This is a genomic window from Streptomyces sp. CB02366 (assembly GCF_001905905.1).
Lineage (GTDB): Bacteria > Actinomycetota > Actinomycetes > Streptomycetales > Streptomycetaceae > Streptomyces.
Window position 1 is genome coordinate 1 of sequence record NZ_LIVT01000032.1, and the last position, 15,490, is coordinate 15,490.

Consider the following 15,490-nt stretch of genomic DNA (forward strand, 5'->3'; position numbering starts at 1 on the left):
GGAATCCGCTCCGCGAATTCCTGAAAGCGCTGGCTGGGTAACGGAGGGGTGCACAGGTTTCTTTTCGAATAAAACCCGTAGCGTTTTATTCGGCTCCCCGAGGACGCTTTACACATTTTCCCAGAATTACTATTCCATGCATATCGAATAAGATAGCCCCGGTGGCGCTTGCCGAGCCGGCTCTTTCAGAACCCCTCCGAAACCGTCTGCAATCCCTAGCGAGCGCCAGCTCGTTCTCAAGGTCCGGCAATAGAGGAGATCAGAGATGGAAAAAGCTCTTGGAGCGGCGTGCGGGCCACTTTCCTGAGCCCTTCCCCCGCGGCATCAGGGACAGCTCCCGAAGCCTTGGTGACACGGTCACGATCACGCAGGGAGGGCATCAGTGGATTTCTGGTCCATTTTCCTTCGCGCGGGATCCTCACCTCCGAAATATTACGTTATAACTGTGACGAGGACAATACCGCACTTCACCAATATGATAGCGCTGAATTTCGATGCGATATTCTCCTCTCCGCTACTCCCAAATCTGAAAACCCACCGCTTCCGCGACCCACCGAATCAATTCCGGCGGACCAAGTCGTCAGGGAAGCGGAAACGATCCATTCACACCGGAGAACCCATGCTCGAATACCGAGACAAATTCCTGACATCGCCCACCCGGTCATCGATCCGATAACTTGTGTCAGAAAGCTCTGATCATTACCATCGAAAAGTGAGCGGCGTTGGAAAGTAAGACCATAGCGACTGCAGGTTCACTGCTTGGCCCGCGCACGGACCAGCGTCTGCCGGCCGTGGGCCACGAGTCGTCGGCCACCGTCACTCTGGATGCCCCAGACCTCCAACTGACAAATGGTCAAGGTACGTCCGGACTTCAGGACGTCCCCGGTCCCTTCGAGACGGGCGCCCACAGCAGGAGCAAGGAGATTGATTTTGCACTCCCGGTGAGAACCTCGGAGTCCTCGTCGAACAGTGTCAGCGCCGCGTAGCCGCCGACACTGTCTGCCATCACGCTGGTAACCCCAGCGTGGACATATTCGCCGTCGACGACGGCCGAACCACACGCTGGGTGCGGTGTGCGTCGGCTCTGCACCCGGGACCGCGCCCACCGCAGTCGGTGACGGCGGCACGGAAGCAGCACAGCAGGAGCCGGGTGCGCTGGCCTTCGGACGCACGGCTCTCGCCCCTCTCTGCTGGTGGCGGGGCAGAGTCGTGGGTCCGAGGTCCGTAGACTGCCTCTGGCCTGGAGTTATGCAGCGAAGCCGACGTTGGTGCAGTACTCGTACGCTCCGTACTGGGATCCCAGATCGGGCAGGACGTCGTCGGTCCAGGCCGCGTCCAGGCCGTGGTGGTCTCCGGCCGCCCACGCGCCGACGATCCGGTCCCAGCGGCGCACATTCATGTGCCGGAAGGGGACGTCGCGCTGTAGGGGGCGGGCGACGCCGGACTGGTTGAGAGGATGGATCTCGACCCTGGTGCCGCCGTTCGCGTTGAGGCGCTTGAGCAGGTGCCGGGCCACGTTCTGCCGACGCACCGCCTGGTAGGCGTCGTCGATCTTCTTCAGGTTCTTCTTCGAGGGGCGGCGCTTGCCTTCCAGCCACGCCTTCAGCGTGCGGTCGGTCACCGTCAGCCCGGCTTCCCTGGCGGCCTGGCGGGCATGGTCGGACCTCGTCAGATAGTTCAGGCGTGCCATCAGTCCGCGCTTCGCGGTGACGGGGGTGACGATGCCGCCGGCGAGGTCGTCGAGCTTCCGCCCGACGAGTTCGCTTCCTTTGACGCCGCTCGCGCCGAACTTTCCGAAGTCGTTGTTCCTCTCCGGCATCTACTGCTCCTCCCCCATGGTGTCGGTGTCGGCGCCCGCGGTGTAGAGGTCTTTGACCTTGACCTCGGTCACCCCTCGGCCTTCGGGAAAAACACGGCGCCAGTCGCCGATGACGTGGAGTTCGTCGGTGCCCATCGCGCGGACGACGGCGAGTCCTTCGTCGTGGGCTTTGAGCGCTTTCATCCAGAGGTTGGCGAAGGCCTGGGAGCGGATGATGTGCATCCAGTCCGGCCGGTACAGCTCCCGGTTGTAGTTCGACTCCCCCATGGTGGAGACGAATTTCGAGTACATCGCCTTCACGTACTCCAGGGTGACCGGGTCACTGTCGGCGATGGCGGTGTCGCGGGCGTCCTTGAGCGTGCTGCGGAACTTCTCCAGCAGGTTCTCCGTGGCTCCTGAAGTGTAGGACTCGTGGATTTCCGGCACCTCGCACAGGCCGTGCTTCGGGCTGGACAGGCGCAGCAGGAGCCGCAGGGTGGGTTCGGTGACCCAGAGGGGGCCGGGCTCGTCGCGCTCGCCGATCGGGTTGGGCAGCACGGCGTCGTGCTCCCAGACCGGTGGGGTGATCAGGTGGACTCCGGCGCGGCGGCGGTCGTGCGGCATGCCGGTGGTGTGCTCCAATTGCCCGAGCGGCAGATGGGTTTTGAGGGCGGACAGATAAGCGCCGTTGACGTCGAGTGCCGTCACCTCATGAACGCCGGGTGGCAGTTCGGCGCGGGTCCATTTGGGGCGGGCCTCCCAGATCTGGTCCGCGCCCCGGGAGGTCTGCTTCTTCAGGATGTCGGGAATCCAGGGGTGGGCGATCACGTCGTACCGTGCGCCCTTGCGGGTTTCGTCCAGCAGGCGCATGGCGTCCGGGATCGCCTTCTTCAACAGCGCCGCGGTGGCCGTTTCCACGTCGCCCTGGTGCTCGGCGAGTGCTCCCTCGACGGCCGCGTGGATCAAGTCCCCGGGGCCCGACGGTTCCTGGAACGCCCGGCGGGCCGGGCTCTTGGCACGCTTGGAGGGCTTCGGGGCAGCCGGGGCGGGCCGGTCGGCGGCCGGGGCCGGCGGCGTCCCGACTGCGCCGCCCTGGCATTCGGCGGGGTCCAGGTGCTGAGCGAAGCCCTCCACTCGCTGTCGGGCCGGACGCCCGCACAGCACACACGGCTCCGGGGCCATGAGTACCTCGACTTCGTCCCCGTCCTCGAACGCGAAAGAAGCGGGCCCGGCCTCAGCCGTAGCGTCCGCATCAACGGAGCGAACAGCGGTGGACTCCACCGCCGACTCGGTTTCGGGCGTGGTGTCGGTGAGGAGCTTGGCGCTCAATCCGTCCAGGAGGTAGGCGTACTTGGCGCGTACCTCGCCGGCCGGATCCCGGCCGGCCTCCCAGGCGCTGACCGTGGACGGGCTCACCCCGAGGGCGCGGGCCACCTGTGCCTTGGACAGCTGAGCCTGCTCGCGCAGGGCGCGGCGGGCTTCGGGTTCCGGGAGGTCGGCCTGGGGGGTGACGGAGTGGAGGAGGGAGTCGATCGCGTCGAAGTCGCTCACCGGAACGCTCCCTTCAGATGTAGGTGACGGGGTTGCGGGAGAGGTGCGGGACCTGGGTGGCGCGGCCGACGCGGTCGTCGCCGCGTTGCAGTTCTCCTTCGAGGGCGTAGCGGTCGCCGTGTTTGGAGATCCCGGTGATCTTCGCGACGGCCAGGACCGTGCCCTCGGTGTTGATGATCTGTACCTCGTCCTGGGAGAGCGCGCGGTCGGCGTTGAACTTCCAGATGCCGCGGCCGGTCTCCCAGACTTCGTCCTCGCTCATGCCGGGGCGCCATCCGATGGTGGATCGCCCGAGCCTGTCATCGGGGTCCGCCTCGCGCTCGGGGCCGATCTGGATCTGCAACACCTGCCCACCTCCTGGAGGCTGAACTGTTCAACTTGTCACCAAGTTACCACCCTTCCATATAACTTTACAACAAGTTAAAAAGTAGTCGGCTCGCTGGCGTCGCCCGTCCCGGCCCGCGGCACTCCCGCGTGGGCGCCCTTCTACGAGCGGGCGGACACTATCTCCCCCGAAGCCTGTGAGCGAGGGGTCTTGGCTCCGACCTCGCCCGCCGCGACGGTTCGAGGGTCGACTGCTTCCAGAGGCGAGCCCACCCGGTAGGGGCACTCGGGGTCGTCGGGCTGGTTGGGGCGGTCATGCGGCAGCAAGTAGAACGTACGACGGGCGAAGAGGCCGCTGTCGGCGCTGCGCGGCGCGGTGGGCCCCAGGTTGGTGTAGCCGATCATCCGGCCGTCGCGCTCGTATCGGGGTTTGCCTCTGCGGGTGCCGACCTTGTCCAGGGCTTGGCGGACGTAGTCGAGGTCTTCGGTGTCCTCCAGCCAGACGACCTCGGCTTCCTGGACGAGATCGCCTTCCTGCGGAATCGCGCTCATCAGGCCTCCTGGGTCTCGGCGGCCGGGCACCGGCCTGGGGTCGGGGCTTTCATGCTGTTCGTCTTCCCGGCTCGCGCGGCGCGGTGGGGCGGCCGGCCCCGTCCATCGTACGGTCGGGCCGTGCGCCCCTCCCTGGTGCGGAAGGCCCTCATGGCGTCCCGCTTGCGCCATCGGTGTTCCCGTTGTGGAGCAGGGCGAGGCCGGGATAGAGCTTCTTGACGTTGTTCTTGATCATTTCTGCGGGTGAGGTCAGGCCGAGTTCCTGGCGGATGCGGCTGGCGAAGGCGCGGCTGGTGGAGGGCCGGATGCCTTCCTCCGAGCACCACCGGCCGTAGGTCTCGTACAGCAGTTTCTGTTCGACGCGCAGTTCCGGGTTGGGGCGTCCGTTCTCGCCCTTGGTGCAGCATTCGGTGATGAAGCGGCCCACGTGGTCTTCGGTCGTCTCGTAGGCGGCGGTCGCCAGCCGCACGGAGGCCGGTCCAGTGAGCGGGTCGCGGGTCGTCAGATAGCGTCCGGCTCCCTCGATCAGCCAGTGGAGGATACCCGGGCCCTCCTCGTGGACGAGTTCGGCGGCCAGGTTGTCGATTTTCCGTTCGTCGGGGACGCTCCGCTCGAAGGGGATGATCCTCATGCGGCGCCAGAAGGCGTAGCCGCCGGTGCCCACTTCGGGACGGTGGTTGCCCAGGAGCCACAGCTTGTGCGTGGGGGTGAAGGTGAAGAAGTTCTGTCGCATGCGGCGGGCGGTGATGGTGTCGCCGCCGGTGAGGAGCTTGACGCGGGACTCGTTGAACCTGTCGTTGGGCTTGAGCTCGCTGCACACCACGATGCGTCGGCCGTGGAGTTCGGTCAGTTCGGTGGAGTGCTCGGTGAACTTGCCCTTCTCCATGAGGAAGCCGGGCGGGGCCGCGTTGGCGTAGTCGCCCAGGATCTGCATCATCACCTCCAGCAGCACGGACTTGCCGTTGGCTCCGGAACCATAGAGGAAGGGCAGGACCTGGGCACCGACGTCGCCGGTGATGGAGTAGCCGAGGAGCAGGTGCAGGAAGCGGGTGGTTTCCCTGCCTTGGGCGTCGTCGCCGAAGGTGTCGCGCAGGAAGCTGTTCCAGCGCGGGATGGGCATGGGGCGGGGCGCCACGAAAGTGGCCCGCGAATGCATGTCCGTGAGCGGGTCGGGCTTGCGCAGCGTTCCGGTTCTGAGGTCGACGACGCCGACTGGGGTGCACAGGGCGTAGATGTCGCCGTCCAGGACGTCGGGGTCCAGGCGGAGTCCGGGGGCGGCCTGCGCCTGGTAGAGCAGGGCTTTGAGTCCTGAGGTGGATTCGGAGTGCCGTCGGTGCGCGGCCAACTGGCGGGGAGTGAATCTTCCCTGGGGGTCGTGATCGGCGATCTGCTCGGCCATCTCCCCGGCAGCCCAGACCGCTGCCTCGTCGCCGCCGGTCAGTTTCCACCGGTACTCGTCCCAGGAATGCCATCCCATGCCGATCACGTAGCGGAACTGGTCGCGGTAGAGGCGGGCGAACAGTTTGGCGTTTCCCCGGTCCGTCAACGAGTTGGGCAGCAGTCCGTGCGGTTCGGGGACGGGCTGTGGTCGGGCGTCGGTCTGCTGAGCGGGCAGGTTCGCGTGCGACTCGGGCGGATCCCAGGCAAGGTTCTGCTGCTGGATCTGTGTTGCGGCCCTTTCCGCGTCGAAGCGTGTGTACTCGGCGCTCATGAACGTCCTCGGGGGTGGAGTGGGCGCTGAGCACCCGCAGACAGAGCTGTCTCGATGATCGTGAGGTTGCGGCTCTCCTGGGCGGGGCGTGCGGTGCGGGCCGCTTCCAGAAGCAGGGTGCGCGCTTCTTCCTCGGGGAGGTGGCCTCCTTGGACGAGTCCCCCGGCGGTGTAGGCGGCGCGGTTGAGTTTCTCCGTGAAGCTCGCCCCTTGCGGGGTCGCCGCGCATCCGGACACCTCGTCCAGGAGCGGGTTCAGGAGCCGTTCGGCTCCTTTCGCCGAGCGGCGTCGGCGGGGGTGGCCCGCGATCGCGGCGGGGCGGGGGGTCTCGGCCCGTACGTGGTGGGTGCGTACGAGTTCCGCTGCCAGCCAGCGGGGCAGCGGCGCCGGGATGCGGGTTGTTCCCAGCGGGCGGTAGCTGCCCGCGGTGGTCGTGGTCGCGGGGGCCACGATGTAGCCGTTGTCGGAGCGCACGTCGACCTGCCAGGCCAGTGCTGTTCTCGGGCTGGAGCCGGTCGAGGAGCGGTAGCGGGTCTCGGGGTGGGGGTTTCGGTACCAGATGTGCAGTCCCCCGGAGGGGGTCCGCACTCTCAGCGTGTCGGTGTCCGCGGCCGGGCTCTGCTCGCCGCGGAGGGCGGCGAGCAGAGCCAGGGTGTCGAAGCCCGTGGCCAGGCCGGAGAGGTTGACCTGGGGGGCGATGGGGATGCCCGGCAGGAGGCGGGAGCGGTCGGGTACGTGTGCGGCGTGGGCGTCCACGTCGAGGACGACCAGGTTCGCGGGGCCGCAGGAGACGCCGACTCCGAAGCGGGAGCCGGCGTGCCACCAGGCGTCGATGAGCTCAGGGTCGGTGGTCGCGGCGTGGAAGCCGTGGCACCAGCGTCCTGCCTGTTTGCACGGGCAGAGCACGGGCGGGTGCCGGTCCTCCTTGCACGCCTGGCAGTTGGCCGGAGGGACCTTCTGCTGGGGTGCGAGGGGGTGGACCGGCCATCCTGCCCGCGCGCACCACCGGGCGATCGTGTTTCCGTGCACGGCCTCGCCCGGGGGATCCGGTGGGGTCGAGGGGTGGCGGCTCAACACATCGTCCTTGTCGCGGTTCATGCCGTTCTCCGGCAGAACCAACGGGCCTGACGGGACTGAAGCATCGGGTTTGCCAGACGAGCGTAGCCCACGGGGGCGCAGCGGCAGAGAAGCCCCGGGACGTGTCGGTGGATCAGGATCCCGTCAGTCCCGCAGCCACCGAGTCCTAGGGGCGCTCAGTCCCGCGGGGCCGCGGGCGCTTCAGTCCCGCACAGCAAAAGACCAGGTCAGAGAGTTCTCCTCCAGAACAACGGGACTGACGGGACTCGACCGTGCAGTTATCAGCTGCCCACGACTACCGCTGCTTCCCATGCGCGCGCGCATGTCGGAGACGCCTGGTGAGGTGATAACTACCGGGTCGAGTCCCGTCAGTCCCGTGCTTTCTGTGGAGAACCCATCTGACCTGCGCTTTCTCTTGTGGGACTGACACGGGACCAAAGGGCTCCGGGGCTGAAGGCACCGCACTTCAGCCGGTGGAACGGGAGCTGGGAGCCAGGAGAAGCTGCTGGAGTTCGGCGGTGCACATCATGTAGCCGTCGGGGGCCGGCAGGTGTGCGAGGTAGTGGTCGAGGTCCGATGCCAGGGAGAAGACCCGTACCGGGGTGCCCGCGGCGCGGGCGGATTCGACGACGCTGCGTACGCCGTCCAGGACGGAGGGGTGGCGGGTGCGGTAGGAGTCGGCGACCAGGTGGTTGCCCCGGTCCGCGGCGAGATAGAACTGCACCAGGTCCTTGAGGCCGACGAAGAGTTCACTGGCCCCGGCGGCGCACAGCGCGGTGGTGGCGTGGACGGCGGAGGGCGTCTCGACGAAGGCGGACAGGGGGGTGCCGTCGGGTAAGTCGAGATGGGCTCTGAGTTGTGCGAACTCCGTCTCGTCGCTGACGAACGGCACCGAGAGCCCCACCCGGTCCGCCTCGTCGCCGAGGCGTTTGCGCAGGGTCGCCAGTACGGCGTGCAGGGCCTCGCGGTAGCCGGTGGAGCCCAGGAGCCAGCGTGCGCCGTGCATGCCCATCTCGGGGTTGGGCTCGATGGCGACGGGGGCGGCCTGGGTGACTTCGGCCGCGTGGTCGGAGCGCAGGTCGAGCATGCGCAGGACGAGTCGCTGACCGGGCAGAAGCGCTTCGACGAAGCCGCAGAGCCGCTCTCCGACGGCCTGTCCGTAAGCGGTGATGCCTGCGGTGTCGCCGGCCATGGCGTCGAGCGGGCTCAGCCCCAGGGCCAGGCAGAGGAATTCCTCACGGATGAAGAAGGACTCGACGCGGGCGGCTTCGGGTCCGCAGGAGTTGATCGTCGTGATGTCCTGGAGGTCCGCGATGACCGCACACGCCGAGCCGATGGCGTCCAGTACGGGGTTGCCGCCCCCGGGAGCCGGGGCTGGGCGGGGCCCGACGACGATGGAGGCGCTCTCCAGGTAGAGCGTCACCTCGCCGACGAGATCGGCGAGGTCCGCCTCCTCGACGCGCAGTACCGGAATCCCCCTGCCGCGGCACAGGGACTGCATGTGACCGGTGAGTCCACCGGAGCCGCACACCACGGCCCGTGCGGCCACGATGGCGTCGTACAGCCCCGCTTCCAGGGAAGGGGCGATGAGGATGGTTCCTTCGCGCGGACTTCGCGTTCGGTTGCAGGTGCCCTGAAGCACACTCTCGGTGCCGCCGGCCAGGAGAGATCCCAGAATCCGTCGCCCGTTCCCGTTCAACTAGTCCTCCGGATGTTCGGCGTTCTCCAACCCCAGTTGCCGACGCAGCTGCCGTGGTGTCACGGAGACGTCGTTGAGCCGTTCCACGGCCACCCGGTTGACGATCGCCCTCATCAGGCGTTCGTCACGGGGGACGCCCGTGGGAAGTACGGGGAGGCTGCCCAGGGAGCGAATACGGGCGTTCAGGCGGGCTTCCAGTGCTTCCCTGCTCCTTCGTTCGCGGGTGGCCAGCCTCCGCACTTCCAGTCCCACAGACTCCTCCAGTGCCTCGCGGACCGCTTCCTCCGGGTTGCTGACATAGCTGCGGTAGTGGGAATGCCGGGCGGCGAGGTCGTCGAAGCCGTCCTGTCGCAGTTCAAGCCGTTCGACGACGTGGGCGGCGACGGCGACGGAGTGGTTCTTGATGGCTGCGAGGTTGAACGCGAAGGCGCCGGTCCGGCCGTGCCTGACGATCTCGTCGCCCTCTCTCGGCACGCCGACGGTGGAGATCGGCCCGACCGGTGTGCCGTCGGAGCTCAGCAGCGTTCCGCATTCGTCGACCTCCACGCCGCGCCCGGTGCGCTCGTGGGGGACCGCGATGCCCTTGCGGAGGAGGTTGCGCCAGAGCGGCTGCTCCACCTTGGTGTAGTCGAATTCCCTGCCGAAGTTGGACACCACGAGGTCGGCTTCGACGCTGTGCCGCTCGTGCTGAGCGGCGACGGAGACCGTCAGCCGTCCGGACTCCGCCGGGGTGATCTCCTGCACCCGGCCGACGACCAGTTCCACCCGGCCGTCCTGGGGACGCATCGCTCGCTCGATGATCTCCATCGTGTACTCCACGGCCCCGACGCGCAGGGCCGCGAGGCTGGTGGCGAACTCGTCGAGCAGTCGGCGCAGGTCGTCGGTCGGGATGCGGTCGATGACCTCCGGGATGTACGGCTCCCAGGCTTTGGCGACCCGTTCGGAGACGATCACGGAGTCGATCTCGGGGTGCTGGTCCCTGACGGTCGCGCAGGCGGCCTGCCAGGCGGCCCTGACACGGGCGAGGAATTCCTCGCGGTCGCGGTAGGGCTCCATCAGGAGGTCGGGGCGCGGCAGCCGCACCACTCCGTGTTCGTGGGTGTCGGGGTAGGTGCGGAAGATCGTCCCTGACCTGGAGATCAGGTGGATACGGCCGACGTGTCCGTTGCGCAGCAGCAGACCTGCCGAATCGTAGGCGCTCAGAACCGATCCGACGATGGCCACGGAGGCATCGGGTGGGAGACGGGTAAGTGCGCGGAGCCCGGGGGCGGAGTACGGGTTGCGGACGAAGGAGGGGTGCCTGGCGACGCCGGCGGCGAAAGGCGGCTCCTTGAGTTCCAGGCCGGTGGCGAGGACGACGTGGTCCGCGTCGAGGATCTGCGTGTCCGGGAGCGGGCCGGGGCGCAGCCCTTCGGTCGTGTACGGGCCGAGGCCCCTGACGGTCACCTCGAAGCCGCGGTCGCATGGCCTGGTGTCGAGCGCCTCGCCGTCCGCTTCCACGAGGACGACTCCGGGGCAGGCTTCCCGGGCGGCCTCGATCAGCCGGTCGTCGAGGTAGTCCTGGAAGATGCGGCGGGGGGCGGGGCCCTGCTCGGTGAACTTCCAGGAGGCCCAGCGCTGGGGCCAGTCCCGGCGGTCGGCCTCCTGGTTGGCCCAGTTGATGAAGTCGAGCACGTCTTCGCGGAACACCGACATCCGGCCGGCCTGGATGTTGAAGACGTGGTCCCAGGGATTGCCGTCACGGTGATACGCGACGCCCGCCGAGCGGTAGTCGGCACGCCGCTCCAGGAGGATGACTTCCAGGGGTCTTCTCGCGAAATGGAGCAGCCGTATCGCGGTGGCCGTGCCGGCCAGGCCCGCCCCCACGACCAGCACCCTGGGGCGCGCACCCGTCTTGCCCATGAAGCCTCCCCGCTGACTCAGGGGCGCCCCGTCGTGCGCTCCCCGTCGGTGTCTTCGCTGACTGGAAGTTCCCTGACTGGGCATCAACTCGGCTTATCCGTACAGGTATCGGGCCGGAACACGATGCCGGGACAGGGTCGTGCACGATCGTGGCGCCGACGATACCCGAAGGCACCGGACGGCGAAGCCCCTGTCGGTGAGCCGCCCCCCGAGCTGGAAAGGGGCGGGTCGCCGGCAGGGGCGGCCGCAGGGCCCGCCGGAGCCTGTCCGGGGCCGTGGGGGCGGGAGCGTCAGCTGTCGATGCCGGGAACGGCGGGGACGTCGATCTCGGTGCGGGCGTAGTGGTTGAAGTAGTTGGTGTAGAGGTTCACGGCCACGTGGACGAAGACCTCGGCGAGCTCGGTGTCCGTCCATCCCTGGGCCACGGCCGCGTCCCACGAGGCGTCCGACGCCTCGCCCACCTCGCCGGCGATCTCCCGGGCGACCTGGACCAGGGCTTCGAGCTTCGCGTCGTCCCCGGGCGTCCCCCGGCGTATCGCCACGGTCTCTTCCAGGGTGAAGCCCGCCACCTTCGCCGACACCGTGTGCGCCGCCTGGCAGTACGCGCATGCGTCGACCGCGCCCACGGCGAGGGCGATCGCCTCACGTGTGCGGGCGTCGAAGGTTCCGTGTTCGGCGACGGCTCCGGTGATCGCGGCGTAGGTCTCCAGGACCACGGGGGAATGGGCCATTCCCCCGTGGATGTTGAGCACTCGCCCGAATCGCTTCTCCAGCCGGCGCAGAATCTCTCCGCCGGCTGCGGGTGCGGTGTCGATGGTGTGGACGGGAATCCGCGGCATGGGAATGCCTCTCCTCTTAGTGGTGGGAGTTCCTCGTCCTCGCAGTCTGCCCAAGCACCCGCCCCTGTGAGCTGTCTTCGCCGCCCTCCAGCCCTTTCTAGGCAGGTCGCCCGGCGACCCGGCACGGTGGCGGTCGGGCCGGGCCGCCGGAAGGCCGGGGTCAGAGGCCGAGCGCCTCTTCGGCCAAGGCGGTGCCCCGTACGCGGGCCTCGATCTTGGCAAAGGCCAGTTCGCGCGTGGTGGAGGCGTCGTCGGCGAACGGGGAGAAGCCGCAGTCGTCGCAGGTTCCCAGCTGCTCGACGGGGATGTAGCGGGCGGCGAGCAGGACCCGGTCGCGTACCTGCTCGGGGGTCTCGACCACGGGGTCGATCGGGTCGGTCACCCCGACGAAGACGCGGGCGGTGGGGGGAAGGTGGTCGCGGACGATGCTCAGGACCCGCTCCGGGTCCGCCTCGCCGGCCAGTTCGAGGTAGAAGTTGCCCACCTTGAGCTGGAAGAGCTTGGGCAGCAGTTCGGCGTAGTCGATGTCGAGGCTGTGCGTGGAGTCCTGGTCACCCCCGGGGCAGGTGTGTACGCCGATACGGGCGCGGTCCTGGGCGCTGAAGCGTCCCAGGACCTCGTTGTTGAGGGCGATGAAGTCGTCGAGGACGCCGCCGCTGGGGTCGAGCTTGAGGGAGAGCCGTCCTTCGGTGAAGTCGAGCTGGACGACGTGTGCGCCCGCGTCCAGGCAGCCGCGGATGTCGGCCTCGGCCTCGTCGGCGAGGTCGCGCAGGAACTCCTCGCGGGGGTAGCCCTCGATGGGTGTGGCGGGGTAGAGGAGGCTGAGGGCGGAGGGTGCGATGACCGCCTGCTTCAGGGGGCGGTCCGTGAACTGCCGTGCTGCGCGGAGATAGGTCTCGGCCCGCACCTGGTAGCGGAAGGGCCCTTGCGTGATGCTGGGGAGCTGTCGGGTGTGCCCGTCGGCGAAGGGGATGACGGCACCGTCCGGGGAGAGGGTGTCGAGGCCGGTCACGGGGTAGGTGGCGAAGCTCGGCTTGGACTGTTCGCCGTCCACGAGGACAGGGCTGCCGACTCGTTCCAGCTGGGCCAGGGTGTCCGCGACGGCCTGCTCCTGCTGTTTGGCGAGGTCCCTGTCGTCCAGGGTTCCCTGGGCGTGTGCGGTGAGGGCGTGCATGAGGGTCGCGGAACGCGGAAGGCTGCCGATCGGCTCAGTGGCGATGGTCATGGTCGGAAGAATAGGAAGAGGTCGGGGTCCGGATCACCGGAAAGCCCTGATTGCCGTGTGTGCAGGGGAAGTTCAGGCGAAACTGCCGCGCGGCGGGACGTGGTGGTGTAGGGCGGGGGAGAGAGCCGGCGGGGTTCTAGGATCCGGTCGTGGCCACGGCGGAGGAGGTGCCCAGCTGGGAGCGGGGGGTTTTCTCGCCGACGCGGTTGGGCTCGATGGTGCGGGGGTCGACGGCCTCTCCGGGGGCGCCTTGGCGGTAGACGCCTTCGGGATCGGAGTCCCGGTCGTGCGGGAGCAGGAAGAAGACCCGGCGCCGGTACAGGCCGCTGTCAGGGTCCGCCTCGGCGTCGGCCCCGAGTTCGATGTAGCCGATCATGCGGCCGTCGCGGGCGTAGCGCGGTTTGTTCTTGCGCCGGGGGGTCTTGTCCAGGGCCTGGCGGACGTAGTCGAGGCCCTCGGGGTCTTCGAGCCACACGACGTTCGCCTCGTGGACGAGATCGCTGTCGGTCAGTAGCGAGCTCATGGCGGCGACCTCTCCTTCATCGGCGTGCACCGGGTGGGGCGGTGCCTGCGTGGTGCGTGTGTTCATCTGCGATGGGGTGCCGTAGTGGTGCGGGCCGCCTGTGGCGCCGGTTCCCGGCGGAGGGCGCGGCCCGGTACGTCCAGGGGGCACTCATATCGTAGAGGGGGCCCGCTTTCGCGCGGCAGTGCCTCCGGTTCGGGGACGTTCATTCGTCGGCCGCCAGAGCGAGGTGGGGGTAGAACTTGCGGCCGTTGGATTTGATCATGTCGGCGGGCGATGCGAGGCCCACTTCCTGGCGGACACGGGTGGCGAAGGCGCGGGCGGTTCCGGGCCGGATGCCTTCGCTGGTCGCGCACCAGTTGCTGTACGAGGCGTAGAGCAGGCCCTGCTCGACCCGCAGGTCGCTGTTCTCGGGGTCGTGGAGGCAGCACTCGGCGAGGAAGCGGCCGATGTGGTCCTCGGTGTTGGCGTAGGCGGTGGTGGCGATGCGAACCCGGTCGGGGCCCGCGAGGGTGTCCCGGGTGGCGAGGTAGCGGCGAGCCCCCTCGGTGAGCCAGTGCAGGATCCCCGGGCCCTCGTCCTGAACCAGTTTGACGGCCAGGTTGTCGATCTTGCGTTCGTCGGGGACGACGCGGTCGAAGGGGATCAGGCGCATCCGGCGCCAGAAGGCGTAGCCGCCGGTGCCGACTTGGGGGCGGTGGTTGCCCAGGAGCCAGAGTTTGTGGGTGGGGGCGAAGGAGAAGAAGTCCTGGCGCATCCGGCGTGCTTTGATGCGGTCGCCGCCGGTCAGGAGTTTCACCCGGGACTCGTCGAACCGGTCGCCGGGCTTCACCTCGCTGCACACGATCAGGCGGCGGCCGTGCAGCTCGGTGAGTTCGGTGGAGTGCTCGGAGTAGGCGCCACGGTCCATGAGGAAGCCCGGCGGGGCCGCGTCGGCGTAGTCCCCGAGGATCTGGATCATCACGTCGAGGAGAACTGATTTGCCGTTTTTGCCCTGTCCGTGGAGGAAGGGCAGCACCTGTGCCCCGACGTCACCGGTGATGGAGTACCCGAGGAGCAGGTGGAGGAAGTCGATCATCTCCCGGCCTTCGGCGTCGCTGCCGAAGGTGTCTTCGAGGAACCTGTGCCACCGGGGGGTGGGGATGTCCTGGGGGGAGGCGCTGGTGGCACGGGAGTGGAAGTCGCGGGTCGGATCGGGTTTGCGCATGCGGCCGTTGCGGAGGTCGACCACTCCGTCCGGGGTGCACAGCGCGTAGGGGTCGCCGTCGAGGGTGTCGGGGTCGAGGGAGAGGTCTGGGGACGCCTTGGCCTGAGTGAGGAGCGCCTTCATGCCGGTTGTCGACAGGGTGCGGCGCTTGTGGTGGTGCAGCTCCCGGTCGGTGAACAGCCCTCGGGGATCGGTGTCGGGAATCTCCTCGGCCATCTCGCCGGCCGCCCACAGGGCCGCTTTCTCGCCTCCGGCCCGCTTCCACCGGTAGCCGTCCCAGGAGTACCAGCCCAGGCCCTCCACGTGCCGGAACTGATCACGGTAGAGACGGACGAAGAGCTTGGCGTTGCCCCGGTCGGTCAGGCTCATGGGGATCTCGCCCGCCGCCCAGCCCGGCTGGGCGGCGGGGGCCTCGGGAGCAGCCTGGAGGGGGAAGAGAGGGGCCGGGGCCTGGGCGGTTTCGAGGGCGAGCATCTGCTGAGCGGCAGCAGTTGCGTCAAAGCGCGGGCTCTCGGCGCTGCTGCTCATGGACGTCCTTCGAGATGGAGCGGTCGGGCGGCACCTGGCGCGAGACCGGCATGAATGATCTTCTCGTTGCGGGCAGATTGCCAGGGGCAGGGCATGTGCATGGGGGAGGCGGCCCGTTTCAGGCGAGGACCGGCGGAGGGGCATGAGCGGGGGCTCGTGGCAGCCGGAGGGAAGGCCGGGCAGGGGGGGTCGGACGGCTCGAACGAGCGCACAAGCCGCCCGGTACGGGCGGGAGGGCTCGTCTCTCCGTGGCGCGGCACGTCGTGGTCCTCGTCCGTCAGCTTGCGTCTGGCTTCGGCCTTCTGGCCCTGAATGAGACGAAAGCTGCTGGTCAAGCATCTTTCAGGATCCTCAGTGAGGGACTGAAGGGACTGTCTTTCGGAATGAGTGTAGGGGGTTCTGCCGGAGAGGCATGTCTCGACTCCCCAGCGACGGGGATCTCTCCGGCTGGCAGCAGGCGGGCCGGGCCGGCCGCTCGGGACAAGGCGCCCTGGCCGTCCTCGTCGCCCGGGACGACCCGCTGGACACCTACCTGGTGCACCACCCCGAGGCGTT

The 15,490-nt window shown here is 68.3% G+C and carries 12 protein-coding genes and 1 pseudogene; all 13 read right to left on the bottom strand.

The window, feature by feature from the left end; translation table 11 throughout:
- Nucleotides 1-752: 752 nt before the first annotated feature.
- Nucleotides 753-1,033: pseudogene (locus tag AMK24_RS35075) on the bottom strand (PaaI family thioesterase); the annotation flags it as partial.
- Between the two features lie 213 nt (nt 1,034-1,246).
- Nucleotides 1,247-1,819 carry a helix-turn-helix domain-containing protein gene (locus AMK24_RS31985; RefSeq protein WP_073772384.1) on the bottom strand — a complete coding sequence of 191 codons (573 nt, stop codon included), beginning with the start codon at nt 1,817-1,819 and terminating at the stop codon, nt 1,247-1,249.
- Nucleotides 1,820-3,349 (bottom strand): helix-turn-helix domain-containing protein, encoded by a 1,530-nt coding sequence (locus tag AMK24_RS31990; protein ID WP_073772385.1) that lies wholly within the window; start codon nt 3,347-3,349, stop codon nt 1,820-1,822. It abuts the gene before it with no gap.
- 13 nt (nt 3,350-3,362) lie between these two features.
- Nucleotides 3,363-3,695, bottom strand: coding sequence for a hypothetical protein (locus AMK24_RS31995; RefSeq protein ID WP_073772386.1), 333 nt, complete (start codon nt 3,693-3,695; stop codon nt 3,363-3,365).
- Between the two features lie 140 nt (nt 3,696-3,835).
- Nucleotides 3,836-4,225, bottom strand: coding sequence for a DUF6009 family protein (locus AMK24_RS32000; protein ID WP_073772387.1), 390 nt, complete (start codon nt 4,223-4,225; stop codon nt 3,836-3,838).
- Between the two features lie 148 nt (nt 4,226-4,373).
- Entirely contained in the window at nt 4,374-5,936 is a 1,563-nt protein-coding gene (locus tag AMK24_RS32005; protein WP_073772388.1) for a DNA primase family protein, read from the bottom strand.
- Nucleotides 5,933-7,033 carry a bifunctional DNA primase/polymerase gene (locus AMK24_RS32010; RefSeq protein WP_381115581.1) on the bottom strand — a complete coding sequence of 367 codons (1,101 nt, stop codon included), beginning with the start codon at nt 7,031-7,033 and terminating at the stop codon, nt 5,933-5,935. The genes AMK24_RS32005 and AMK24_RS32010 overlap by 4 nt, the downstream gene beginning before the upstream one ends.
- Nucleotides 7,034-7,478: 445 nt before the next feature.
- On the bottom strand, nt 7,479-8,711 hold the full coding sequence (locus tag AMK24_RS32015) for a putative PEP-binding protein (protein ID WP_073772389.1): 1,233 nt from the start codon (nt 8,709-8,711) through the stop codon (nt 7,479-7,481).
- The gene (locus AMK24_RS32020) at nt 8,712-10,613 is read right to left on the bottom strand and encodes an FAD/NAD(P)-binding protein (RefSeq protein WP_073772390.1); all 1,902 of its coding nucleotides are present in this window, start codon (nt 10,611-10,613) and stop codon (nt 8,712-8,714) included.
- Nucleotides 10,614-10,903: 290 nt separating this feature from the next.
- Nucleotides 10,904-11,452 (bottom strand): carboxymuconolactone decarboxylase family protein, encoded by a 549-nt coding sequence (locus tag AMK24_RS32025; RefSeq protein WP_073772391.1) that lies wholly within the window; start codon nt 11,450-11,452, stop codon nt 10,904-10,906.
- 160 nt (nt 11,453-11,612) lie between these two features.
- On the bottom strand, nt 11,613-12,677 hold the full coding sequence (locus tag AMK24_RS32030) for a cobalamin-independent methionine synthase II family protein (protein ID WP_073772392.1): 1,065 nt from the start codon (nt 12,675-12,677) through the stop codon (nt 11,613-11,615).
- 136 nt (nt 12,678-12,813) lie between these two features.
- Nucleotides 12,814-13,200 carry a DUF6009 family protein gene (locus AMK24_RS32035; protein WP_030592536.1) on the bottom strand — a complete coding sequence of 129 codons (387 nt, stop codon included), beginning with the start codon at nt 13,198-13,200 and terminating at the stop codon, nt 12,814-12,816.
- Nucleotides 13,201-13,405: 205 nt separating this feature from the next.
- On the bottom strand, nt 13,406-14,935 hold the full coding sequence (locus AMK24_RS32040; protein ID WP_073772393.1) for a DNA primase family protein: 1,530 nt from the start codon (nt 14,933-14,935) through the stop codon (nt 13,406-13,408).
- Nucleotides 14,936-15,490: the final 555 nt, after the last annotated feature.